A 25,419-nucleotide genomic window follows, 5' to 3' on the forward strand; every position below is an offset into this window, starting at 1 on the left:
CGGTATCTGATTTCGGTCGGAGTTTCTCCGGACTCCACCGTCGCGGTCGCAATCGGGCGGTCTGTCGATCTCGTGGTGAGCATCTACGCGGTCCTCGCGGCCGGCGGCGCCTACGTGCCCGTGGATCCCGAACAGCCGTCGGAGCGTATCGGCTACGTTCTCGACATCACCGATCCGGCCGTCGTTCTGACGACTTCTGGAACAGAGTTCCGTACCGATCGTGAAGTGGTTGTGGTCGACACCGTCGATCTTTCCGGCTTCGGTTCCGAGCCGTTGGCGGGCGATGAACGTCGCGGAGAGTTGCGGCCGGAGAACGTCGCCTACGTACTGTTCACGTCGGGCTCGACAGGGCGGCCGAAGGGCGTCGCGGTCACGCACGCCGCTGTGGTCAACCAACTTGCCTGGATGCAAGAGCAGTTCGATGTCGGACCCTCCGATGTGGTGTTGCTCAAGACTCCCGCGACCTTCGACGCTTCAGTGTGGGAGTTCATGCTGCCGTTGATCTCCGGTGCCCGGCTCGTGATCGCATCACACGACGGACACCGCGACCCCGCCTATCTCGCTCGGGCGCTGGTGGACTTTGACATCACGATCGCACAGTTCGTACCGACCGTGCTCGACGCCGTGCTCGACGAGTCGACGGTGCCGACCCCGGCATTGCGAGCGGTGTTCGCCGGCGGAGAAGCATTGTCGTCGGCGACCGCCCAGCGTGCCCGCTCGAAGTTCGGCGCGGACGTGCACAATCTGTACGGCCCAACCGAGGTGACGATTCAGGCGACGCACCGTGAGGTGAACGCCGACGACGGCCTCGTGGTTCCCATTGGTACACCTGTATGGAACACGCACGCGCGTGTGCTGGACGCGCGACTGCGCCCCGTGCCCGTCGGCGTGATGGGCGAACTGTATCTCTCGGGCATCCAGGTCGCGCGTGGATACGAGGGACGCGCGGGACTGACTGCCGAACGTTTCGTGGCCGACCCCGCCGGTGGTACCGGCGAGAGGCTCTACCGCACCGGCGATCTCGTCCGGTGGAACCGTGGCGGTGAACTCGAATACGTCGGCCGCAACGACTCGCAGGTCAAACTGCGTGGCCAGCGCATCGAGATCGGCGAGATCGAAGCGGTGCTGCGCGGCATGGATCGGATCGCTGCAGCAGCGGTCGACGTCCGGTCGGATCAGCTGGTCGGTTACATCGTTCCGGCGGGTGACGTCGACGCGACACAGCTGCGCGGCGCTGTCGGCGAAGTGCTGCCGTCGTACATGGTTCCGACACAGTTCGTCGTGTTGGATTCGTTGCCCCTCAATGCGTCCGGAAAGCTGGATCGGAAGGCACTGCCGGCTCCGGAGCTCGAGGATCGGGAGTTCCGTGCCCCGGTCACAGAAACCCAACGTGCTGTCGCATCGGTGTTCGCTGACGTACTCGGTGTCGAGCAGGTCGGCCTGGACGACGACTTCTTCGCCCTCGGCGGCAACTCCCTTGTGGCAACGCAGGTCGTGTCCCGTCTCGGAGCGGCCCTCGACGCGCGGGTCCCGTTGCGTTCTTTGTTCGATGCGCCGACCGTCGAAACTCTCGCTGCGGGCCTCGAAGGACAGGCCGGTGCGGGTGCTGTGGTTCCGCTGGTGGCGCAAGAACGTCCCGATCAGATTCCGCTCTCGCTCGCTCAGCAGCGGATGTGGTTCCTGAGCCGGTTCGATCCGGAGTCGGCGGCGTACAACATTCCGTTTGCAATTCGCCTGAGCGGCGACCTCGACATCAAGGCCCTCGAGACAGCGATGCGGGATGTGATCTCCCGGCACGAGGTGCTGCGCACGGAGTATCCGGAAGTGGACGGGGTGGGCACCCAGACGGTGCTTCCTGCAGGTTGGATACCGGCCGGCCTCGAACCTGTTCGGGTGGCTGATGAGGACGAGCTACGGCTCCGTGTCACCGAGCTTCTCACCGGTGGTTTCGACGTCACGAACGCGCCGCCGATTCGTGGTGCACTACTGCGGATCGACGAGGGCGAACACGTCCTTGCGCTGGTTGTGCACCACATCGCTGCCGATGGGGTTTCGATCGGACTGTTGGCGCGGGACGTCGTCATTGCCTACTCCGCTCGCATCGCAGGGCAAGCTCCCGCATGGCCACCGCTCGAGGTGCAGTATGCGGACTTCGCACTGTGGCAACGTGCCGTGCTCGGTGACGAATCCGATCCGGATTCGTTGATCTCCCGACAACTCGATTACTGGACCGGGTTCCTTGCGGATCTGCCGGACGCATTGGATCTTCCTACCGATCGGCCACGCCCGGCGACTCGGGACGGGTGGGGCGCACGCGTCGATTTCACGGTCCCGCCGGAAGTCGTGGCCCGCGTCAGGCAGCTCGCCGCCGCGCAGCACGCTACTCCGTTCATGGTGGTGCACACGGCCTTGGCGGTGTTGCTGGCCCGATTGTCGGGTACCACCGACATTGCGATCGGCACTCCGGTGGCCGGTCGTGGTGAGCGCGCGCTGGACGACCTGGTCGGGATGTTCGTCAACACTCTGGTGTTGCGGACCGAGGTCGACCCGAGCTCGTCTTTCCGTGAGTTGATGACGGCCACGACCCGGGCGGATCTCGATGCGTTTGCGCATGCGGATGTACCGTTCGAGAAGTTGGTGGATCGGATCAATCCGGTACGGTCCCAGTCGTTCTCTCCATTGTTCCAGGTGATGCTGGCCTTCCAGAACTACACCCAGTCTGCAGTCGAACTCCCCGGACTTTCCCTCTCGGCGTTGGAATTCGATCGCAAGTCCGCGCAGTTCGATTTGTCCGTCACCCTTGTCGAGACGCCGGGGGGTGACGGGTACCTCGGTCAGATCGACTACGCCACAGACATTTTCGATGCAGACACCGTCGATCTGATGGCGGAGCGCCTGGTCCGGCTTCTCTCGACGACGACCGCCGATCCGGATCTCTTCATCGGCGATGTGGACGTAATGGAGGATGCCGAGCGGCACCGCATCCTGACAGAGTGGAACGACACCGCGGTACCGGTAACCGATGCTCTGCTGCTCGACGGGTTCACCACTCAGGCGCAGCGCACACCGCACGCACCGGCAGTTGTGTTCGGCGACGATGTCCTCGACTACGGCGAGTTCGATCGTCGGGTCGACGCGCTCGCCGGGTACCTCATCGGACGTGGGGTCGGGCCCGAAGTGTTGGTCGGCGTCTGCATGAGCCGGTCGCCGAACATGCTGGTCGCGATATATGCGATCCTCCGGGCAGGTGGGGGATATCTGCCGATCGATCCGGAACACCCGCTCGACCGGACGGCGTACGTCCTCGAGACCGCAGCACCGTTGCTGACTCTCACCACAGCGACGGATGGAGATGCGCTTCCGGCGTCTGCAGTCGCGGTGGACGTCGAGACGATCGATCTCGATGCGCACGACGTGAGCTCGGTTCACCCGATTGCGCCGCACCCGGACAACACGGCGTACGTCATCTTCACGTCGGGATCGACGGGACGACCGAAGGGTGTCACCATCACGCACAGGTCGGTTGTCAACCAGATCGCGTGGATGGCGGAACGGTACGGGCTCGGTCCGGGAGACACTGCGCTGCACAAGACACCGATCACCTTCGACGCCAGCGTGTGGGAGCTGTTCTACCCGCTGCAGGTGGGTGCGCGTCTCGTGATCGCGGAGCCCGGCGGCCACCGGGACCCGGAGTATCTGGTGCAGGTCGCACGTCGGTGGGATGTGTGCATCATGGAGTTCGTCCCGTCCATGCTGGCGTTGTTCGTCGCGGACGAAGGACTCGAGCTTCCGTCGTCGCTGCGGTATCTGTCGGTGGGCGGTGAGGCGCTCTCGCCGGATCTCGTTGCACGTGTCGGGTCGCGTTCGGATGCGGTACTGGACAACACCTACGGCCCGACCGAGGTGACTGTGACGTCTACGGCGTTCCGATGTGTGGGCACGGAATCCGTGTCGGTTCCGATCGGTGTACCGCTCCGCGGTGTCCGTGCCTACGTGCTCGACGGACGTCTGAACCCGGTCCCGGTCGGAGTGCAGGGCGAGTTGTACCTGTCGGGCGTCCAGGTGGCGCGCGGGTACATCGGACGAGCCGACCTGACCGCCGAGCGCTTCGTCGCGGACCCGTTCACGACGGGAGGTGGCCGGCTCTACCGCACCGGTGACAGGGTGCGGTGGAACGCCGACGGCATGCTGGAGTACCTCGGCCGCACCGACTTCCAGGTCAAGGTGCGCGGTCTGCGGATCGAACTCGGGGAGATCGAGACGGCTCTGGCGGGCCTGCCCGAGATCGGACAGGCAACCGTCGTGGTGCACGAAAGTGAACTCGGTCCGCAGCTGGTGGCCTATGTTGTTCCTGCTGCGGGCACAACCGTCGAACTCGACAGCGTTCGTGACGCACTGGGAGCATCCCTTCCCCGGTACATGGTCCCGGCGCAGTTCGTCGTTCTGGATGCGCTACCGCTCAATGCGTCCGGGAAGCTCGATCGCAGGGCATTGCCGGAGCCCGAACTCGCGGCGCGGGAGTTCCGGGCGCCGGTGACAGACAGCGAGCGTGCCGTGGCATCGGTGTTCGAGGACGTGCTCGGCGTCGAGCGGGTCGGCCTGGACGACGATTTCTTCGGCCTCGGTGGCAACTCCCTGATGGCGACGCGTGTGGTCGCTCGGCTGGGGGAAGCCCTCGACAGCCGGGTCCCGGTCCGAATGTTGTTCGAAGCCTCCACAGTCGAGGCACTCGCAATCGCCGTGTCGGATCAGCGTGGATCGAGACGTATCGCTCCACTCGTTCCGCAGGCGCGGCCTGAACGAATTCCGTTGTCCTTGGCGCAGCAGCGGATGTGGTTCCTCAACCGCTTCGATCCCGAGTCGGCGGTGAACAACATCCCCGTGGTCATCCGCCTGTCCGGAGTCCTGGACGTCGAGGCGTTGCGGGCGGCTGTCGCGGACCTGGTGGAGCGGCACGAGATTCTGCGGACGGTGTATCCGGAGGTCGACGGTGCGGGGCGCCAGATCGTGCTCGGTATCGAGGACGACGGAGTCGCGCTACAGATGGCGCGCGTTTCCGAGGCAGAGGTGTTCGATCAGGTCGTCGCATCGGTAAGCACCGGGTTCGACGTGACGGTGGCGCCGCCGCTGCGGATCGAGTTGCTGCAGGTCTCGGAGACCGAGCATGTGCTGGTCGTGGTGGTGCACCACATCGCGGCGGACGGTTTCTCGATGGGACCGTTGTCTCGGGATGTGATGGTGGCGTATGCGGCCCGTGCTGCGGGTGAGATGCCGTCGTGGCAGCCGTTGGACGTGCAGTACGCGGACTACACGCTCTGGCAGCGCCAGTTACTCGGATCCGAGACGGATCCGGAGTCGTTGATCTCGCGGCAGCTGTCGTACTGGACGGAACAGCTGGCGGATCTTCCTGACGTACTCGCTCTGCCGACGGACCGACCGCGTCCGGCAGTGACTTCGAATCGGGGTGCAACACACGAGTTCGTTCTCGACCCGGCGTTCCTGGCCGGCATCGATGCATTGACCGCAGAACACGGCGTCACCCGCTTCATGGTTGTCCACGCTGCTCTGGCCGTCCTGCTGGCTCGGCTGTCGGGCACCGAGGACATCGCGATCGGCACACCCGTGGCGGGTCGCGGCGAGCGTGCCCTGGACGATCTCATCGGCATGTTCGTCAACACGTTGGTGTTGCGCACGCAGATCGATTCCTCCGAGTCGTTCGGCGATCTCCTCGGTCGGGTGCGTGAAGTGGATCTAGGTGCGTTCGGTCATGCCGAGGTTCCGTTCGAGCGGTTGGTCGAGGTGCTCGATCCGGTTCGGTCCACCGCGTGGAATCCGCTGTTCCAGGTGATGTTGACGATGCAGAACATGGGACCGACGCAGTTCGAGTTGCCGGGCCTGTCACTGTCTGCGATCGATGCGGATGTGTCGTTGGCAAAGTTCGATCTGCAGGTGACGGTGTCGGAGCAGTTCGACGACCGCGGTGAAGCTGCGGGGATGGCGGTCGCGATGACGTATGCGACCGATCTGTTCGACGAGGCGACGGTGGTCGGCTTCGCGAAGCGATTCGAGCGTGTGCTGTCCGGTGCGGTCGAGGACCCGTCGAAGCCGCTCGGCGACATCCCGTTCGTGACCGAGGACGAGAGCACAGAACTCGTCTCTGCATGGGCTGTGCCCGGCGTCGAAATCGATACGTCGTCGACGCTCCCTGCGCTGTTCACTCGGGTTGTCCGGAACTGGCCGTCCAACACGGCAACCGTCGCGGGTGATGCGGTGCTGGATTACGCGGAGTTGTCTGCTCGGTCGAACAAGTTGGCGCGCAGGCTGATCGCATCCGGCGTGGGGCCGGGCTCACTCGTGGCGGTCGCGCTTCCCCGGGACGAATCACTCGTTGTGGCGATTCTCGCGGTTGTCACGGCGGGAGCTGCGTATCTGCCCGTCGATGTCACGTCACCGAAGGACCGACTCGCATACATTCTCACGGACAGCGACCCCACCGTCGTTCTGACGTCGTCGGACGAAGCCGAACAGCTTCCCCGAGTCGAGGGCGTGGAGATCCTCCACGTCGATCGGTTGATACTCGATGAGTTCTCGTCCGCGCCGGTTACCAATGCGGACCGGTTGGCGCCTTTGCGGTCGTCGAACCTTGCGTACGTGATCTACACGTCCGGGTCCACCGGACGACCCAAGGGAGTTGCGGTCACCCATCGCAACGTCGTCGAACTCATCTCCAATGCGCAGACGAAGTTCGGATTCGACGAGTCCGACGTATGGACGATGTTCCATTCCTACGCATTCGACTTCTCCGTATGGGAGTTGTGGGGTCCCTTGCTGTTCGGCGGGACGCTGGTGGTAGTCGATTACATGACATCGCGGTCACCGGATGAATTCCGGGCGCTGGTTGCGCGGTACGGCGTAACTGTCCTCAACCAGACACCGTCGGCTTTCTACCAGTTCGATGAGGCGGATCGTGCCGCGACGTCCGCAGACGACCTCCGACTCCGGTACGTGATTTTCGGTGGCGAAGCGCTGGACCTCGGGAAGCTCACGGGGTGGTACGACCGGCACGCGGATGATGTGCCGCAGTTGGTCAACATGTACGGCATCACCGAAACCACGGTGCATGTGTCGTTCCTGGCGCTGACCGAAGAGATGTCCCGGCAGGCCCGTTCGAGTGTCATCGGTCGTCCCTTGCCGGGACTGCGCACGTACGTGCTCGACGAGCGACTGCATCCGGTCCCGGTAGGCGTCCAAGGTGAGATCTACGTTGCCGGAGAACAACTCTCGCAGGGATACCTCGGTCAGGCGTCCCTCAGCGCCTCACGCTTCGTTGCGGATCCGTTCGGCGAAGGTCGGATGTACCGCACCGGAGACCTGGCCAAGTGGAACAGTTCGGGTCTGCTCGAGTACGCGGGCCGTTCCGACTTCCAGGTCCAGCTCCGTGGATTCCGTATCGAACTCGGCGAGGTCGAGGCTGCCCTCACCTCCTGTGACGGTGTTGCGCACGCAGTTGCAGTTGTGCGTGCCGGTACCTGGGGAGATGAACGACTTGTCGCGTATGTGGTCCCACAAGCCGGTGCGACCATCGATCCGATGGCGATCAGAGATACTGTCGGCAGTTTCCTGACGGCATATATGGTTCCGGACATCGTGATGGTTCTCGATGAATTGCCGTTGACGTCGAACGGCAAGCTGGATCGTCGGGCACTGCCGGAACCGGCCGTCGTGGCTCGTGAGTTCCGGGCTCCGGTCACCGATGTCGAGCAGATCGTGGCGTCGGTGCTCGCCGAGGTGCTCGGTGTCGAGCAGGTGGGCCTGGACGACGACTTCTTCGGACTCGGTGGCAATTCGCTGGTGGCCACCAAGCTCGTCTCCCGGTTGAACGCGGAGCTCCCCACGCGAGTACCTCTGCAGTGGCTGTTCCGGGAACCCGGTGTCGAAGGACTCGCGGCACTCATCGATCGTGAAAGTGCCGGTGACGTCGAAGAGTCCGTGGCTCCGGTCCTGCCGATCCGGACGCAGGGCGCGGGGACACCGTTGTTCTTCGTCCACCCGATCGTCGGATTGTCGTGGTGCTACACCGCTCTCGCACGTCAGCTCGATCACGACGCGCCCGTCTACGGTCTGCAGACCCCGGCCGTCACCGAGGACGACTTCGAACCCGCCACCCTCGATGAACTCGCGGCGCGTTACGTCGACGAATTGCGGACCGTGCAGCCCGAGGGGCCGTACCGGTTGTTCGGCTGGTCGCTCGGCGGCGTGATCGCCCACGCGATGGCTGTGCGTCTGCAAGCGGAGGGACAGCAGGTCGACACGTTGGTGATGCTCGACAGCTTCGCCGGCAACGGTGCACGGACCGGCGAGTCGAGCGATGTGTCGATGAGAGAGCTGCTCGCCGGATTCGGAATCGACGACGCGGCCGCAGCCGGTGCCGAGGACGTCGACGACCTCGTCACGTCCGTCGCTTCACTCACCGGCAACACCGAGGACGACACGAGACGCGTGGTGACCAGGCTGGTCGCGGCGGCGCAGCGGAACTCCGAGTTGATGACTGAGCATCGGCCGGGGACGTACGACGGCGACATCGTCTACTTCACCGCGGCAGCCGACGACCCGACCGGAACCCGAGGCGCGTCCGGATGGGACGCGGCTGTGACGGGTGCCGTCGACAACCATCAGGTGCCGGCGACGCACTGGCAGATGACCTCACCCGACGCGCTCGACGTCATCGTGCCCGTGCTCGACGCGGTGCTCTCCGCGCGGGAGAGCTGAGGTGCCGTCAGTCGACGCAGCCGGTGGGCGCCGGAACGGGCCCGTCGAGGGTGGAGAGCACGAGCTCCGCGGTGAGCCGGTCGGCAAGCATCTGCAGGTGCGTGGTCTTCGCGGAGGCACACACGTCCTGCAGCACGATGTCGGTGACGTTCGGGTCCTCGCCCAGGCCGCTCGTGTACGGCTGCACCACGTCGTCGTGGGTGGTGAGGATGTTCGTGTACTCCACTGGCTCGACGAAACGGCCGGTCGCGGCGAGATCCTCGAGGAACTGCGAACCGGGAAGCATGTCGGCGCAGGCGGGGCACGTCGCGTACTCGAAGTCGCGCATCACACCGTCACTGGTGACGATGGTCGTCCCGTCCCACAGGGGAGCGAGCGACACGAGCTGATCGACCTTGTCGGCGCCGCCGTCACCGATCCACTTCGCCGCGACCAGCGTGCCCTGCGAATGGCCGACGATGTCGACCTTCTCGGCGCCGGTCTGCGCGAGCACCTCGTCGACGAATGCGGAGAGTTGATGTGTGCTGGGCTCGAGCGGCGCCATTCCACCCAGAGCGCTGACGGGCCACGGACCGGGGAACGTGCCGAAGGTCGGAGCGAAGACGCAGTAGCCGGCGTTGGCGAGCAGAGGCGAGAACGTCTGCCACGCGACCTGCCGGTTGCCGCTGGTGTTGTGGACCAGCACAACAGGATTGGGCTTGTCGGCGGTCGGGCGACAATTCGGGTCGTTCGAGCCGGGAGCCGAACCACCCGGATTCTCGAGCTCCAGCCCCACAGTGTCGGGAAGTTCGTACGGCACGGGCAGCGTGGCGGGCGAGGCGGCCGCCGTGCCGGATCCGAGAAGACCCGCGGCGAGAACGGTCAGCAGGAGCGATCGGCCAAACACGGGTCATCCTTCGAACAGTGACGATTATCGGCAAGTGCACTGCGGCCCTATAAGGTGTTCCGGGGGCTGCGCAGGGGAACGGAATCGGAGTATATCTATGCGGCGGATATCCGCGTTGGCGGTCGTGACGACCGTCGTGGCGTCGACCTGGGGACTCGGAGCGTCGACGGCGTCCGCAGAACCCGATGAGGCCCGGCTCGTGAGCACCACGGTCGTCGACGACCAGCAGCTCGACATCGAGGTCTACTCGCCGTCCATGGACGAGAACATCGAGCTGCGGATCCTGCGCCCCACCGACACCGTCACTCCCAGCCCCACGCTGTACGTGCTGAGCGGCGTCGACGGCGGGTCGTACAACAACAGCTGGATGGACCAGTCCGACATCGTCGACTTCTTCTCCGACAAGCACGTCAACGTCGTCATCCCGAAGGGCGGCGAGTCGAGCTACTACACCGACTGGAAGCACGACGACCCGAACCTCGGCCGCTACAAGTGGGCCACCTTCCTCACCGAGGAACTGCCGCCCGTCATCGACGTCACCTACGCGACCACTGGCACCAACGGTTTGATCGGCTTCTCGATGTCGGGCACGTCGTCGCTCAATCTCGCGATTGCCGCACCGGATCTGTACGACGCGGTGGGCAGCTTCAGCGGGTGCGCGCGCACAAGCGACCCGCTCGGCCAGGCCTTCGTCACCACCACCGTCGTCAACTTCTTCGGCAACCCGCTCAACATGTGGGGGTCGTTCGACGACCCCACCTGGGTCGCCAACGACCCCTATGTCAACGCCGAGAAGCTGCGCGGCACCACCCTGTACCTGTCGTCGCGCACCGGCCTGCCCGGCCGTTACGACAATCTCGAATCCGAGTGGATCAAGGACGAGGAAGACCTCGCCGACGTGGTCATCAAGGGCGGACTCATCGAAGCCGCAGCGGCCGACTGCACCCGACACATGGCGACGCGTCTCGACGAACTGGGCATCCCCGCCACCATCGACATCCACGACGATGGCACCCACAACTGGGGCTACTGGCAGGACGACCTGCACAACTCGTGGCCCGTCCTCGGCCCCGCGATCGGCGCGTCCTGACGAGTTCTCCACAGGTGGTCGGTTCATCCACAGATCCGGTCGATTCGTCCTTGTAGGCACCTGCAGGCTCCGGGCGACGGGTGATGCTGGACGCCATGGGGGAGTTGATTCTGCGGCGCGAGGCATATGCGCGCGGCGTCACCGATGCGGAGATCCGACGATTGGTGCGGAACGGAACGTGGACTCGGCTCGCGTCGGGAGTCTTCGTCCCGTCCGATCAGTATGCGGCGGCCGACGATCACACTCGACATGCTCTGCGGGCGCGGGCGTTCATTGCGAATGCCGGGCCGACCTCGGCGCTGAGCCACGTATCGGCCGCGATTCTGCACGGGCTCGACGTCTGGCAGATCCCGCTCGACGATGTGCACCTCACCCGGAACGCGCCGAGTGGAGCGCGGAGGACACCCGGCCGCGTCATGCACGCTGCGCTCTTCCGTGAGGCGGACGTCGTGGATCGGAGGGGAGCGCGGGTGCTGTCGGTCGCACGGACGATCACGGATGTGGCCGCAACGGTGCCGGTGGAGCAGGCCGTCGTACTTGCCGACAGTGCGCTGCGAGCAGGGTTGGTTGCCTCCGACGATCTGACCCGTGCCGTGGAGCGGATGGGAAGTCATCCCCGCATCGCGCACGCGCGTCGTGCCGTGCAGCTGTCGAGCGGGTGCAGCGACAGCGCCGGCGAGTCGCGGAGCAGGATTCTGTTCGTCCGCGAGCAGATCCCGATGCCGCTCTCGCAGGTGGACGTCTTCTGCGCCGACGGCAGGTGGCTCGCTCGCGTCGACTTCCTGTGGCCGGAGCACAGTGTGATCGGCGAGTTCGACGGTCGGATCAAGTACCGCCGCGACGGGGTCGCCACCAGGGATGCGGAGGACGTCGTCTACCGCGAGAAGCTGCGGGAGGACGCACTGCGTCACGCGGGATGGACGGTGGTGCGGTGGACGTGGCAGGACCTCGGGACCCGCGGCGCCGTCGCAACGAAGGTGCGGGAGGCGTTCGCACGGGCGGCGCGGGGGAGCGGGCCGACGGGAAGGTACGCAACAAAGAAGTGAGGCTCGCAACACCAGCAGTCACTGCCAGCGTTGCGAGCCTCAACCTCGCGTTGCGTACCTACTTGCGGCCAGGTGCCTTCGCGCCGGGCTTGAAGCCGAGCGCGCCCGGCTTCGCCTTCGGTGCCTCGACCTCCGGCTTCGCCGGTGTCGCGGGCGCCTCGGGCTCCGCAGGAGCCTCGGCGACCGGCTCGGGTTCCGGCGTCGGCTCGGGCGTCGGCTCAGCCTTCGCCGGTGCAGCCGGAGCGGCAGGCGCAGCCTTCTTCGGGCCCGGTCCCTTCAGACCGCTCTTGAGCTGCAGTCCGCCCGGCTTCGCCTTCGGGATCGCCGACTCCTTCGCCTGCTCCGCAGGCGCTTCCGCAACGGGAGCCTCCGCCGCGGGAGCCTCTGCAGCAGGTGCTTCCTCGGCAGGAGCCGCGGGAGCAGAGTTCGCTGCCGGAGCCGCCTTCTTGGCGCCGGGGCCCTTCAGGCCGCTCTTGAGCTGGAGACCACCCGGCTTCGCCTTCGGCACCGCGGGTGCCTCGGCTGCGGGAGCTTCCGACGACGCCGAGGACTCGGCCGGGGCAGCAGGTGCGGCCGGCTTCGCAGCACCCGGGGCCTTCGCGCCCGGAGCCTTGAGGCCACCCTTCATCTGCAGTCCGCCCGGCTTGGCCTTCGGCGCTGCCGGTGCCTCGGCCGCAGGAGCAGCAGAAGCCTCGGACGACGCGGCAGGTGCAGCCGGAGCCGCAGCCTTCTTCGCGCCCGGACCCTTCAGGCCGCCCTTCATCTGCAGTCCGCCGGCCTTCGGAGCACCGGTGGTCTTCGGAGCAGCCGGCGCTGCCGCTGCCACCTCGACCTCCTCGACGCGCTCCTTCTCGACCTCTTCCGCGGTCTCCTCGACCTCGACCGGAGTCTTCGGCTGCTGGACGACCTTGAGGTTGTCGCTGAGCTTCGCGGCCTCGACGCGAGAGATGGACTCGAGCATGAGCTGCGCGACGTCGATGACCTCGACGCCCTCGCCCTTGCCCTCTTCCTGACGCGCCGTCACACCGTCGGTGAGCATGACGCGGCAGAACGGGCAGCCCGTCGCGATCTTGGCGGGATTCGTGGTGAGCGCTTCGTCGACACGGTCGATGTTGATGCGCTTACCGATCTTCTCCTCCATCCACATGCGGGCACCACCGGCACCACAGCACATGGACCGCTCGCCGTGACGCGGCATCTCGACAAGCTTCGCGCCCGACGCCGCCATCAGCTCACGCGGAGCGTTGTAGACCTTGTTGTGCCGTCCGAGGAAGCACGGGTCGTGGTAGGTCACGTCCTGGCCGACGGCCTTGACCTGGACCAGCTTCTTCGCCCGCACGAGACGGTTGAGCAGCTGCGTGTGGTGGACGACCTCGTAGCTGCCACCCACCTGCGGGTACTCGTTGTTCAGCGCGTTGAAGCAGTGCGCACAGGTCACGACGATCTTGCGCTTGCTCTGCTCGACGCCCTCGAACACACCGTTGAGGACCTCGATGTTCTGCTGCGCCAGCTGCTGGAACAGGAACTCGTTGCCCGCGCGGCGAGCGGAGTCGCCGGTGCAGGTCTCGTCGGCGCCGAGCACCATGAACTTGGTGCCGGCGGTCGCGAGGAGCTCGGCGACGGCCTTCGTGGTCTTCTTGGCGCGGTCCTCGTAAGCGCCGGCGCAGCCGACCCAGAAGAGGTACTCGTAGCCGTCGAAGCTGTCGGCATCCTGGCCGAAGACCGGGATGTCGAACTCCATCTCGTTGATCCAGTTGAGACGGTCCTTGGCGTTCTGGCCCCAGGGGTTGCCCTTGTTCTCGAGGTTCTTGAACAGACCCGCGAGCTCGGACGGGAAGTCCGACTCGATGAGCACCTGGTAGCGACGCATGTCGATGATGTGGTCGACGTGCTCGATGTCCACCGGGCACTGCTCGACGCACGCACCACAGTTGGTGCACGACCACAGGGTCTCGGTGTCGATGACGGGAGCGAGTTCGCCTGCTTCCAGCAGCCCCTCGGTCTCGCCGACGAGCTTGCGGCCGGACTCCTCGCGAGCCGACGCCGGGATCTTCGCCAGCTTGGCCTCGTTCGGGTTGCCCTCGGCGTCGACCAGGCCGACCTCGTCGCCGCCGAGATCGGTGCGGCCACCGGCGAGCAGGTAGGGAGCCTTGGCGTAACCGTGGTCGCGCAGCGACGTGATGAGCAGCTTCGGCGACAGCGGCTTGCCGGTGTTCCAGGCGGGGCACTGCGACTGGCAACGACCGCACTCGGTGCAGGTCGTGAAGTCCAGCCAGCCCTTCCACGTGAAGTCCTCGATGCGACCGGCACCGAAGGTGTCCTTGTCCGGATCGGCGTCTTCCATGTCGACGGGCTTGCCGCCGGACATCATCTGACGTGCGGCACCGAGGGCGGGACCGCCGTCGTCCTCACGCTTGAAGTAGATGTTGAAGAAGGCCGAGAAGCGGTGCCATGCGACACCCCAGGTGATGTTGCGGCCGACGATGTAGAGCCACACCATGCCCGACATGAGCTTGATGAACGCGAACACCGACACGAGCTCGGGGCTCTCCGGAAGGATCCGGGCGACCTGCATCGTGAAGAAGTCGGTCGAAAGGTGGCCGCCGCCGTATGTGGCGATCTTTCCGGCCTTCACCAGGATCATGCCCAGGCCCTCGAGCAGCACGACCGCTTCGACGAAGTAGGCGGCCTTGAAGTTCGAGCCGCTGAAGCGCGACATCCGGCCGGGCTGACGCGGATGGTTGCGCTGGCGGATGTAGATCAGCGTCAGGATGCCGATCACCGTGCCGAGACCGAGGATCTCGTCGATGAAGTGGTAGACGGCGGTATTGCCGATGAGCGGCCAGTGGAACTTCGGGTCGAACGTCTGGCCGTAGGCCTCGAACCAGACGATCGCGCCGAGCATGAAGCCGACCATCACCAGCCAGTGAGCCCAGCCGACGGTCCGGAACTTGACCATCTTCGTGTGCGCGAGGAATTCGACGACCATCTGCTTGAAGCGCGGGAAGAACGGCCGCCAGCGGTCCGGGGCCGGCTGGCCGACCCGGATCGTGTTGACCATCTTCAGCGCACCGCTGATGAACGCGAACCAACACACGAGGCTCAGCAGCACGCCGATCGTGCCCAACGTAATCGTCAGGGCATTCATACGTGGCCTTTCGTGTCGGGGGCGGCGTCGTGCCGCCTGGTATGAGTCACCGCATCGTAACGCAAGCTAAGTTACCCACCGGTAACTTGGTCTGATCTGGAGTTACCCGCCAGTAGCTATGACTGCGTCGAATCGGAGACCGTGTGCCCGGACACGCTAGAGGTCAAACGTGATACCGCCGTCACGCAGGATGCCCTAACTCGCCTGAAAAGAGGCATGTGTCACACGGAGATCACGGCACCCCTGTACCGGCCACGATGCTGTTTCCATTCGGGCAAATGGGTATAACACTCCGGATGTGATGTCGGTTATGATTCGCCCGGTACATGGGGTTCGCATGTGGGCTGTACACGTCGGGGGACGTAGAACTCCAGGTCAATACAGCAGAATGGGGGCGTCTTAACAGGCGTGCGCCATGTCACAGAACGGAAAAAGATGAAGCTGAAGAAGCTTGCCGCTGTGGCGACGATGACGATCGCCGCCATGGGCATCACCGCCGGTACCTCGTACGCGGCGCCCGCTGCGCAGGATGAGATCAACTACGAGTCCAAGGTCGAGGGCGACTCGGTTGTGACCGTCATCGACGCCGGTGAGTTCCAGGTCTCGGGTGACGGCGAGAGCGTCGAACTTCAGGACAACGCCGGCAACACGGTTCTCAGCCTGCCGCTGGCCATCCAGCTCGGCGATCTGCAGCTCCCCTTCGAGCGTGAGATCAGCGAGGACGGCAAGACCCTCACGCTGACCCCGGTCACCGACCTGTCGAAGGCCACCCCGGTCGCCCCCGAGGACAAGGTCGGTCCGAGCGTCACGCCGGTTGCCCTGAAGCTGACCGATGTGGCTTCGCCGGACGAGAATCTGAAGGCTCAGCAGAACTTCGCGTCGCAGCTGGGGATCGCTACTGCTGCAGGCGGCCTGACCGGCACGATCATCGGTTGCATCGTCGGCGCTATCCCGGGCTCGATCGTGCCGGGCGCCGGCACCCTGGCCGGCTGTGTCGCGGGTGCGGGCATCGGTAGCGTTATCGGCACCATTGTTGCCGGCGGCCCGACCCTAGTTGTCGCGGGTATCGGTCTGGTCCAGACGCTGACGGCTCCTCCAGGCACCACTGTCTACGCCAAGTGATTCCAGTCGGGTAGGCATTCGAACTCGAACGGCCGCTGTAAGGACGAGCTCCTTACAGCGGCCGTTCTCTGTCCGGGCGTCGGAGCTCGACCCAAAAGGCCCTGTCCGGAAGTGCGGACAGGGCCTTCAGCGCGAATCGGTGTCTTTAGATGGACCCGATGAGTCGGCTGCCGTGGCGGATGATGTCCCAGACATAGCCGAAGATGTCGAAGCCGAGTTCGAGGCTGGTCATCAAGATCTCGCTGCTCAAGTGAAGTCCTTTCGAGGGATGGCGCTACCGGCCGGGGTGCGAGGATCGTAACCCACGCTAAACGGACATTGGGGTGCAACATCCCGGACGTGGTTAGCTTCCTAGGAATCGCAGCTCGGAGACGTTTTACGATCAGGATTCAGGGCCATTTCCGGGGCTTCCGGAAGCAGCCCCCGAGCCCGCGCCGACCGGCACGGCCGTACGCCCCTCCGAACGCCCCCACGAACGACGAAGGTCCGCTCCCCGTAGGGAACGGACCTTCGTGACGTTCTGGTCGATTACCAGGTGCGGACCTTCAGGCCCGGGTTCTCCGCCAGGACCGTCTTGATCGGCGTAGCGAACAGTTCGGGCGTCTCACCGAGCAGGCCGCTGACGAACCCGGCGATCTCGCACATGCCGTACTGGCCGACGTTCGAGGCGCTGGAGATGCCGAGGGCGAGCGTGCCGGTGACGAGGGTGCCGCCGCTGTCGCCCTGCAGGGCGCACAGGTTGGTGGAGAAGCCGTTCTCGAGCACGCGGTGGCCGATCTCGACGTTCTGATTGGCGGCCGTCACGACGCCGCAGCTGTAGCCGGTGCGCAGGCCCGACTTGCAGACCGGGGTGCCGACGACGGGATCCGCGACGCCCGTGATGGTCAGCGGAGCGGCGAACGGAACGCGCACACCGTTGTTCTCGAAGCGGGCTGCGGCCTCGGCGGAGGGACGGATCAGCGCGTAGTCGCTGCGGTCGAGCACGGTCTTCTCGAACGAGCCGAGGTGCTGACCGAGGTTGTCGCCGACGAGCTGGTGGACCTGGGACGCCCATCGCGTACCGGCCTGGGCGCGGTTGGGGTCGCAGTGACCGGCGGTGATGTTCACAGGACGTCCGCTGCCGTCCTCGGCGTTGAAGCCGAGCGAGCAACGGAGCCCTTCGCCGGCACCGAGCGCGGCATAGGCGTCGCCGCCGAAGAGCGCGTCGGGCGCGCCGAGACCACCGGCGATGGGCTGCAGGTCGGTTGCGCCCTCCGGGGTCAGTTCGGCGGGAGCGAACAGCACGCGCACGCCGTCGAGAAAGTCGGGGAGCTCGACGCCGGAGACGTTGTCGGTGCGCACGACGACGTCGTTGTTGACCACGTCGACGGCGATGCCGCGTATGACATCGGCGACGGCGGGCGGCTGGGTCTCGAGCCAGTCGCCCAGTGCGCCGAGCTGCTCTTCGAGGGCGTCCTCGCTGCGCTGCGTCTCGGCAACGGTGAATCCGGCGTCCTCGGCGGCCGTGCGGGCCTCGTCGAAGCCGTCACCTTCGGTGAGGCCGACCGTGGCGGTGCCCCGATCGTCCAGCCACACACCGGCGAAGACGGCGTCGAACTGCTCCCGTGCCTTCTCGGCGAACGCCGCAAGCTCCTGGCTGCGCTGCGCATCGGCGAGGAAGCGCTCGGCATCGATCTTCAGGTCGCGCTGCAACGCCTCGACGAGCTCGGCCGGCAGAGACGATGTCTGCGCGGGTTCGGTCTCGGGTTCGGCCTGCGCGATGGCAACGGCAGGACCGAGGAGCAGCAGTGCGGCCGAACCGATGACGGCCGTCCGACGTGCGAAGGTGCGTCGCATGGATACCTTTCTCGTTCCTTCACGCGTGCACGCGTGAAGGCGCCGTTCCCCCGCGGATCGGCGTCCGTCCGATCCTAAGGGGTGAGCGAGGAAGTACATAGGTACTTCCCGGTTACGGATGTGACTCGTGTGACTGTTGTGACGATCGGACCGGACGGGTCCGGCCGTTATGCCGGGTTCGCCGCAGTACGGACTCGGGTGCCGGTGGCGTTCTCGATCTCCTGGATCGGAATGCCGAGGCTGGAGGTGCCACCGTTGGGCGCGAGTACCAGGTTCGCCTCGACGCAGTTCGGTGCGCCGGCGCTGTTCGATCCGCTGATCACCCCGAGGGCGAGGGTGCCGGTGACGATGGCGCCACCGCTGTCACCCGCGAGGGTGCAGGCGGAGGTCGCGAAGCCGCGGATGGTGCTCGAGAAGCCCGAGTCGTAGGTCAGCTGGGTCTCGATGCGGTCGGCGACGACGAGGCCGCACGTGAACGACGAGGATTGGCCCGACTTGCAGACGGGCGCTCCGACGACCGGAACGGCCGTGCCGGTGACCGTGAGGGTCGAGCCGTTGCCACCGCGGACCGAGGGGCGGTCGAGGCCGGCCTCGACGCCGGCTTCGTCGAGCGAGACGATGCCGTAGTCGAGGGTGCTGTCGGTGCCCACCGTGGACTCGGTGAACTTGCCGATCCGCACGCTCTCGTCGATGTTCGCGCGGTTGGGCAGGTAGACCGTCGAACCACCGTCGGCACGGGCGACCGCGTCGCAGTGACCGGCGGTGAGGTTGACGGCGTTACCGTCGGCGTCGACACCGTTGAAGCCGAACGAGCAGATGCCGATGCGCTCGATGGGTGTGGCGCGGACGTCGCCGTCGGCGGTGATGTAGGTGTCGCCACCCATCGGGGCCGGATCGTTCGGCGGCATGCCCGGCGACAACTGGACCTGCACGTTCGCCACCAGCGACGGCAGGTTCAGTGCGCGCCCGATCGGCGAGTTCACGATGTCGAGGACGATCTGGTTGTTGAGCACATCGATCGACGCGGAGTTGATCTGCGACGACACCTCACGCGGGAGCCCCGCCACCCAGCGGTTCAGCTCGGCGAGGGCCTGCTCGAGTCCGTCGGCCGAGACCGGCGCGACCGTCGCCCGGTAGCCGTCCTGGGCTGCCTTCTCTGCGGCCTCGGGGTTCGTGACGGCGATGACGGGCTTGCCGTCCTCGCCGAGCCAGGCGCCTGCGAACTCGGAGGGACGCTCGGAGCGGAAGTCGCGGGCGTAGTCACCGAGTTCCTGCGCCCGCGCGGCGCGATCGAGGTATTCCTCGGGCGTCAGACCCAGGTCGCGCTGGATCGCTTCGACGAGCTCGGCGGGAAGCTCGGGAGCAGGCAACTGTTCGGCGGGCGCCGCGCTCGCTGTGGAGCTCAGGGGCACTGCCAGCAGAACCGCGGATGCCGCTGCGACTGCGACGCGGCGGGTGGTGGAACGGACTGCGGCGCGCGACGCCGACGAGAGACGCATGGAGGCCTTTCATGTGTGCTCGATGTGCTCTTGAACAGGTGCTTCGTGGATTCGGCGAGCCGACCCGCGGGACAGCCTACGGGACGACCCGGCGACCGCCGATAGTGCCGTAGGTCACCACCCGGATACCCGCACTGTCTAGGTGGGGGTCTCAGTCTCTGTCGGCTCCGAAGTCTCCGGCGGTGTCGGTTCCTCGGAGGTCTCGGTATCGGTCGGGTCGGTCGTCGGCGGGTTCGTCGTCGTGGTGGTGCTGCCACCGCTGCCATTGCTCCCACCACTGCCGCGTCCGCCACCCGACGAATCGCTGGGCTGGTTCCGCCGCGACCAGCCGGTGCTCGATGTGGTCGAGGATGTGCTCGACGTGCCCGAAGTGGTCGAGCCCGGAGACGAAGAAGTGGACTGCTCGCTCGTGCCGGTGACGGGATCGACCCAGGTCTGCTGCACGACCGGCGGAGCCACCGGGACCGTCTGCTCGGCGGTGGCCGGCTCGGTCGACTCCTCGGTGGTGGTCTCCTCGGTGCTGCGGGGAGCCGGCGGTTTGCTCGACTTCGAGGTCGTCGTGGTCGTGGGGGCGGTCGGGGTCTCGGCGACCTGCGTGCCCGCGGTTGCCGTCGGAGAGTCCCGCAGCCCGAACACCAGTGCGCCGACGCCCACGAGCAGCGCGATCGCCGCAGCTGCCGCGATGGCCGTGACCTTCGACGAACGACCTGAGGGCTTCTCGTCGGCGACTTCTCCGGCCGCGACGGCGGCGACCGTCGCTTTCGCCGCGGGCGTCGCGGCGGCAGCGGGCGTGGCATCCGGAGGGGGAGTCGCCGTGATCTTCGAGATCACCGCGGTGATCTCGGGGTCGAGTTCGCTGCGTCGCGGTTCGGCGAGCTTGGCGGTGGGCAGGATCTGCGTCGAACCGAGGAGGTCGACCGAGCCGGCGGCCGCGGCGAGAGCGGCGCCCCGCACCATCGTCTGGTGCGGCTCGGGCGCCAGGGCGCACCGCACGCCGAGACCGGTCTTCACCGACTGCGCGACGAGCTGCGCGGCGCTCGGGTCGACCGCTTCGTCGACCGTGACGACGATGGCGTCGAGGTTGCTCACGAGCCAGCCGAACGCGCCGAGCGCCGACGAGAGCTGCGCAGCGACCGACGGGGCGTCGCCTTCGGGGTACCGGAATGCCTTACCCGCCGCGACTCCCGAGCGCACGAGCGTGACGGTCGAGCCCTGCGGGTCGATGTGATAGACCGCGACGAGTCGTCCGGTCTGGTGCGCGACCTGCGATTCGAACCATGCCGCGGCGGCCTCGGCGTCGGAGACGAGCGAGACGTGACGCAATCCGACGTAGTCGAGGGCGTTGCGCAGCACCGCGACCGTCGAGCTCGGCCAGTCGGTGGGGTGCGTCGCCACTGCGGTGTACGGGGTGTCGCCGATGAGGGAGGCCGCGTCGGCGAGGAGGCATTCCATGGCCGTGGCGACGAGGTCTTCGGCGCGGGAGAGCGAACCGTCGTTGGCGCGGACACCACCGGAGTGGCCGAGGCGGTCGACGAAGCCGGTGAAGGAACTGGTGTGGCCGTCGACGACGTCGTGGTCTCCGAGCGTTGCGGTGCCGTCGGAGTGCAGGTGGACGGCGGTGAACCGCTCGATCGGTGCGGGGTCCGGCCGTCCCGGCGTCGGTGAGGTGACCGCAACCGACGACACGGTGGTCCCCACCCTCAGGCCTACGCCTACGGACATGCCGGCTTGCCTCCATTCCGGTCGGAGTGTGTGTGACGGGGTACATCTGCGCCGTGCCCCATGGCCCGGAGCAGTGACAGGAGCTCCGAGCGGGAACCGGCACCGAGTCGGCGCCGGATACGGGCGACATGATGTTCCACGGTCTTCGCGGAAATGTACAGGTGGTTTCCTACCTCTCGGTAGGTGAGGCCCGAAACAACCAGGTCGGCCACCTGCGCCTCGCGCTCCGACAGTGCACCCGGCTTCTCCCGTGCACCGAGGGGGGATTCGTCCGGACCGCCCGGGGGAGCATCGGGGGCGATGTCGACCGGGGCGCGACCGGCCGGACCGTCCTGCCGGATCGTCCGCGCGACCTGCAGTAATCCGGTGGCGACGGTGGTGTCGTCCGTCCGCAGCGCTGCTTCTCCCGCGAGCTTCGCGCCGTCCCACGGAAGACCCACGGACGCGAGGGACTCGGCCGCCTCGCGGATGCGCACCGCGTCGACCTCACCGCGCAGCACCGAGAGCCATGCGTGCCCGGCCCGCGCGAGCACCGCGGCGTAGGCGGTGGTCTCCGCGGCCAGAGCGAGGGCGCGGGCGTGCGGGACGAGGTCGGCCGGACGGTCCGCGGCGATCGCGGCCTGCACCCCGTACCAGTGCAGCGCCGCACCCCACAGCGGTGGCTCACCGAGGGTGGTGAGCAGTGCGCGGGCAGCGGCGACGAGATGCGCGACCCGCGCGGACTCTCCGAGTCGGACGGCGGCCAGCCACAGTTCCCCCAGGGGCAGCAGCCCGAACAGGTCGACGGAATACTCCGCCACCACCGACTGCGCGGCCTGCCACCGCACCGTCAACGCTCCGAGGTCGGCGTTCCGTCGCGCCAACCCGACCTGCAGGGCGTGGAAGAAGAGGAGGTCGCGCTGCCCGGTCACCTCGGGAGCAACGGCGTCGGCGGTGGCCGCGGCGGCTGCGAGATCACCGCCGAGCATCTCGGTCCACGCCACCAGGATGCGATTGCGCACGGTGGGGGTCTCCGGACGGTCGAGGATCGCGCGTGCGTGCCCGAGTTCACCCGAGTGCAGACACAGCAGTGCGGCGACGGCGTCGACCGTGTCGGGCCAGGCGCGCAGCGACCCGTCGGAGCCGAGGCTCGTCAGGGCGCGGGCGAGGCGGTTCATTGCGATCCGGCCGTCGCCGCCGACGGATTCGCGCAGGCCCTCCTCGAGCAGTCGCGCGGCGGAGGCCGACGAGGTCGGCGCACCCGATGTGGCGGCACCGCGGAGATGTTCTGCGGCCGAGGGGCGACCGGCGGCGAGCAGCACGGTGGCGGCGAGGGGAGCGTCCGTACCGACCCGGTCGGGGCCGAGCCATTCGAACAGGTCGGCACTGCGGTCGAGCATGCCACGATGTGCGGCGATGCTCGCGGAGATCCGGGTAGCGGCGCGCAGGTCGTCGACGTCCGCCGTGTCGGCGCGGTCGAGCAACCGGTCGGTGATCCGTTCGGCTCGTTCGAGATCCCCTGCTGCGAAGGCGACTTCGGCTCGTCGCACCGCAAGGGTCGCTGGATCGGCTCCCGCGGGTACGGCGGCGTCGAGGAGTTCGGCGGCTTCGCGCGGTGGCGCGTCGGCCGCGAAGGCGACGAGCCGATCGGCGAGGTGCGGGTCGGTGAGACCGATCGTCGCGAGACCGCGGGCGAGCTGCGGCGTCAGCGTTCCGGCATCGATGCGGGTCGCGAGGAGACGACGTGCGACGGCGAACAGGTTGTGCCTCCCCAGGACGCCGGCGGGCACACCGCTCGCCCCGGTGGTGAGGCTCGCGGCATCCGTGCCGAGCAGGCCACTCGCACGAGCGGCATCGACGAGGTCGAGGGCACGCTCGACAGGGATGTCGAGTACGGCGGCGAGTTCGCCGGGATCGAGCGCGGCACCGAGATCGACGAGCGCCAGGGCCGCGGTGAGATCGAGATCCGCGAGGAGCTGCCGGCGGATCGCCTCCTCGACGACCCGCCGGACATCACCCTCCGTTCGCACGGCCTCGAAGGCGGTGTCGACGAGATGCGGTACGCCGCCCGTGAGGCGGTGCAGGGCACGGACCTGGGGCGGTGCGAGCCGGAGCTCGAACGACGCCGCGCGACCGGCGATTTCACGAGGCGTCCACGACCCCAGTTCCACCACCGTTCCGTGTCCCGCGAACGCTGCTGTCAGCGAACGCATCTCGGCGCGGTGCGGTCGAGCTTCGGTGGCCACGACGATCCCCGTCGGCGCATCCCGGATGTGGTCGACGAGCTGCTGTACTTCCGCGGCGGTCAAGCGGTGTGCGTCGTCGACGATGCGGGCATCGGCGAGATCGGTTCGGAGCGAAGCGAGTACGGCTGACTTCCCGGTTCCGGTGCCGCCGACGAGCAGCAGTCGCGGGGGAGCGGCCGCGGTCAGGGCACGCGTGACCTCCCGGGGGACCGCGCGTCGCGGAGGGGCGGAAGCGGACGTCATCGGATCGGTCAGCGTCCGGTTCCGAGCAGTCCGCCGACGACCTGCCCCGTGCCGTCGAGCACACCACCGACCACGTTGCCGGTGCCGTCGAGTACTCCGCCGACGCCGTTACCGACACCCTCGACGACGGCACCGGCACCCTGACCTGCGCCGGACAGGGCGTCGCCGACGCCGCTGCCACCCGTGCTCGGCGGGGTCGGTTGCGGCGCGGGCTGAGGGGCGGGCGCGGGCGCCGGGGCAGGAGCGGGTTGCGGCGCGGGCTGAGGTGCCTGCGGGCTTTGACCGGGTGCTACCGGCGCGGGTGCGGTCGGGTCCGGCGCAGGTACAGCGCCGGTGGATGCGGCACCGGGAACGGGCGTCGCGGCGGCCGGGACAACGGTCACGGTCCCGTCCGGGCCCTGCACCCGGACCGGGACGACGGTTCCCACCTCGGACGGCTGCGCACCGGTCGTGCCGGGCACGGTCATACCGGGGACGCTCGTGGCGGTCGTCGGGTTCCCCGCCACCGCCCCGCTCGACGGACGTACCTCCGAACCGGGCGTCTCGGCCTCCGACGACAGGGTGCCGATCGCCAGCCCGCCCCCGGCGAGGACGACGACCGCGGCGACAGCGGCACCCACCAGCGCGAACGAGCGGGCACGAGTGCGGGCGGGTGTTCCGGTCGCGGTGTCGACGACCGCCGGCCGATGTGCGGCGGCGACCGGCGGTGCCTCAGCGACGGGCACCACGGGCAGCGCGACGGTCTCGGGTTCGTCGTCGACGACAGGTGCGGGAGGCGGCACCGGAACCGCAACGGTCGGGGCACCGACCGCGGCCGCTGCAAGCGCGGCCCCGTGCGCTGCGGTGTAGGCCGGTCGAGCCGACGAGACGATCGGCAGACCCAGCTGCGACGAGATCAGTTCGGCGACGAGCGGGGTGGACGAGCCACCACCGATCAACAGCACGTGTGCGATGTCCGACCGGTCGAGCCCGGCCCCGCGGATCGCATCCTGCACCACGGCGAGCGACGTCTCCAGCGGCTCCCGGGCGAACTCCTCGAACTCGCTGCGCACCAGACGCAGGTCGCGGTGCAGGCCCGGCAGCGCGACCGGCACGACCGTCTCGGTGTCGCTGGACAGTGCCTCCTTCGCCGCGCGGCACCGAGCACGGAAATCGGCGAGGGCCGCGACGGTCGCGGGATCGAACGGGTCGAGGTCGGCCGCGTCCTCGCCGAGCGTTCCCAGCAGATAGGTGGTGACGAGATGGTCGAGGTGGTCGCCGGAGACGTCGTCGCTGCTCAGCGGTCGGCCCAACAGCGTCGGATGCGTCCCGCCCTGCACGACGGCGACGTCGAGGCTGCGCGCACCGAGGTCGTAGACCACCGTCACGTCGTCCCCCAGCGGACCGTGGGTGGCGTCGAGCCAGCGCACCGCCGCGATCGGTTCGGGGATCGTCCCTGCGGTCACGCCGGCGCGGACGAGCGCCGCCTGCAGGGCCTCGACGGTGTGCGCCGACCACGCGGCGGGATGCGCCAGCATCGTCGGCACATCGGAGGTGCCGGTGCGGTACTGCAGACAGGCCACGGTCGACGCGACGAGATCCTCACCGAGGTAGGTGGAGCCGTCCTCGGCGAGGATGCCGACCGGATCGCCGACCCGGGCCGCATAGCCGGAGAACGCCTGCGCACCGGGGGTCGGGGCGCCGAGGACGGGGGCTCCGTCCTCGGGGAGATGGAGTTCGGTGGGGACCGACAGAACGCTGGGATCGCCGGATCGGGGCTGGTCGAGCACGGTGAGGGCCACCGAATTGGCCGCCCCGATCGTGACGCCGAGTCCTGAATACATGCATGCTCCC

Annotated in this window: 11 protein-coding genes (1 of these 11 cut by a window edge); 4 read left to right on the forward strand and 7 right to left on the reverse strand. The window is 67.4% G+C overall.

Annotated elements, in window-relative coordinates; translation table 11 throughout:
• Positions 1–8,769: the final stretch of a non-ribosomal peptide synthase/polyketide synthase gene (locus ACPCXD_RS03570; protein ID WP_423658432.1), read on the forward strand. Its footprint begins 24,978 nt before the window's first position; 8,769 of the gene's 33,747 nt are visible here — the last part of the coding sequence; its start codon lies beyond the left edge, outside the window; its stop codon occupies positions 8,767–8,769.
• A gap of 7 nt (positions 8,770–8,776) precedes the next feature.
• Here ACPCXD_RS03570 and ACPCXD_RS03575 read toward each other — a convergent pair whose 3' ends face one another.
• A complete protein-coding gene (locus ACPCXD_RS03575; protein WP_423658434.1) occupies positions 8,777–9,655 on the reverse strand; it encodes an esterase/lipase family protein in 879 nt (292 codons plus the stop codon).
• A gap of 97 nt (positions 9,656–9,752) precedes the next feature.
• Between ACPCXD_RS03575 and ACPCXD_RS03580 the strand changes: the two genes are divergently transcribed.
• Both ACPCXD_RS03580 and ACPCXD_RS03585 read left to right on the forward strand, forming a co-directional pair.
• Positions 9,753–10,745 (forward strand): alpha/beta hydrolase, encoded by a 993-nt coding sequence (locus ACPCXD_RS03580; RefSeq protein WP_261379560.1) that lies wholly within the window; start codon positions 9,753–9,755, stop codon positions 10,743–10,745.
• 95 nt (positions 10,746–10,840) lie between these two features.
• Positions 10,841–11,791, forward strand: a complete 951-nt coding sequence (locus ACPCXD_RS03585) for a hypothetical protein (protein ID WP_423658436.1) — start codon at positions 10,841–10,843, stop codon at positions 11,789–11,791.
• Between the two features lie 58 nt (positions 11,792–11,849).
• Here ACPCXD_RS03585 and ACPCXD_RS03590 read toward each other — a convergent pair whose 3' ends face one another.
• Positions 11,850–14,939, reverse strand: a complete 3,090-nt coding sequence (locus ACPCXD_RS03590) for a (Fe-S)-binding protein (RefSeq protein ID WP_423658438.1) — start codon at positions 14,937–14,939, stop codon at positions 11,850–11,852.
• Positions 14,940–15,374: 435 nt separating this feature from the next.
• Between ACPCXD_RS03590 and ACPCXD_RS03595 the strand changes: the two genes are divergently transcribed.
• Complete coding sequence (locus ACPCXD_RS03595) at positions 15,375–16,061, forward strand: DUF8020 domain-containing protein (RefSeq protein ID WP_423658440.1); 687 nt, start codon at positions 15,375–15,377, stop codon at positions 16,059–16,061.
• A gap of 528 nt (positions 16,062–16,589) precedes the next feature.
• Here ACPCXD_RS03595 and ACPCXD_RS03600 read toward each other — a convergent pair.
• From ACPCXD_RS03600 to ACPCXD_RS03620, 5 genes are all read right to left on the reverse strand, one after another.
• Entirely contained in the window at positions 16,590–17,897 is a 1,308-nt protein-coding gene (locus tag ACPCXD_RS03600) for a S1 family peptidase (protein WP_423658442.1), read from the reverse strand.
• Between the two features lie 167 nt (positions 17,898–18,064).
• Complete coding sequence (locus tag ACPCXD_RS03605) at positions 18,065–19,396, reverse strand: S1 family peptidase (RefSeq protein ID WP_423658444.1); 1,332 nt, start codon at positions 19,394–19,396, stop codon at positions 18,065–18,067.
• A 138-nt stretch (positions 19,397–19,534) separates the two neighbouring features.
• Positions 19,535–21,118: a DUF7159 family protein gene (locus ACPCXD_RS03610; protein WP_226949981.1), complete on the reverse strand. Its 1,584-nt coding sequence runs from the start codon at positions 21,116–21,118 to the stop codon at positions 19,535–19,537.
• Positions 21,109–23,586, reverse strand: a complete 2,478-nt coding sequence (locus tag ACPCXD_RS03615) for a LuxR C-terminal-related transcriptional regulator (RefSeq protein ID WP_423658446.1) — start codon at positions 23,584–23,586, stop codon at positions 21,109–21,111. The genes ACPCXD_RS03610 and ACPCXD_RS03615 overlap by 10 nt, the downstream gene beginning before the upstream one ends.
• Positions 23,587–23,594: 8 nt before the next feature.
• Positions 23,595–25,409, reverse strand: a complete 1,815-nt coding sequence (locus tag ACPCXD_RS03620; protein ID WP_423658448.1) for an Hsp70 family protein — start codon at positions 25,407–25,409, stop codon at positions 23,595–23,597.
• Positions 25,410–25,419: the final 10 nt, after the last annotated feature.

It is taken from the genome of Rhodococcus sp. AB351 (assembly GCF_049538275.1).
Classification (GTDB): Bacteria; Actinomycetota; Actinomycetes; order Mycobacteriales; family Mycobacteriaceae; genus Rhodococcus.

Coding starts and splice junctions, on each gene's coding strand:
- ACPCXD_RS03580 (WP_261379560.1), top strand. CDS start 9,753: ATGCGGCGGATATCCGCGTTGGCGGTCGTGACGACCGTCGTGGCGTCG.
- ACPCXD_RS03585 (WP_423658436.1), top strand. CDS start 10,841: ATGGGGGAGTTGATTCTGCGGCGCGAGGCATATGCGCGCGGCGTCACC.
- ACPCXD_RS03590 (WP_423658438.1), bottom strand. CDS start 14,939: ATGAATGCCCTGACGATTACGTTGGGCACGATCGGCGTGCTGCTGAGC.
- ACPCXD_RS03595 (WP_423658440.1), top strand. CDS start 15,375: ATGAAGCTGAAGAAGCTTGCCGCTGTGGCGACGATGACGATCGCCGCC.
- ACPCXD_RS03600 (WP_423658442.1), bottom strand. CDS start 17,897: ATGCGACGCACCTTCGCACGTCGGACGGCCGTCATCGGTTCGGCCGCA.
- ACPCXD_RS03605 (WP_423658444.1), bottom strand. CDS start 19,396: ATGCGTCTCTCGTCGGCGTCGCGCGCCGCAGTCCGTTCCACCACCCGC.
- ACPCXD_RS03610 (WP_226949981.1), bottom strand. CDS start 21,118: ATGTCCGTAGGCGTAGGCCTGAGGGTGGGGACCACCGTGTCGTCGGTT.
- ACPCXD_RS03615 (WP_423658446.1), bottom strand. CDS start 23,586: ATGACGTCCGCTTCCGCCCCTCCGCGACGCGCGGTCCCCCGGGAGGTC.
- ACPCXD_RS03620 (WP_423658448.1), bottom strand. CDS start 25,409: ATGTATTCAGGACTCGGCGTCACGATCGGGGCGGCCAATTCGGTGGCC.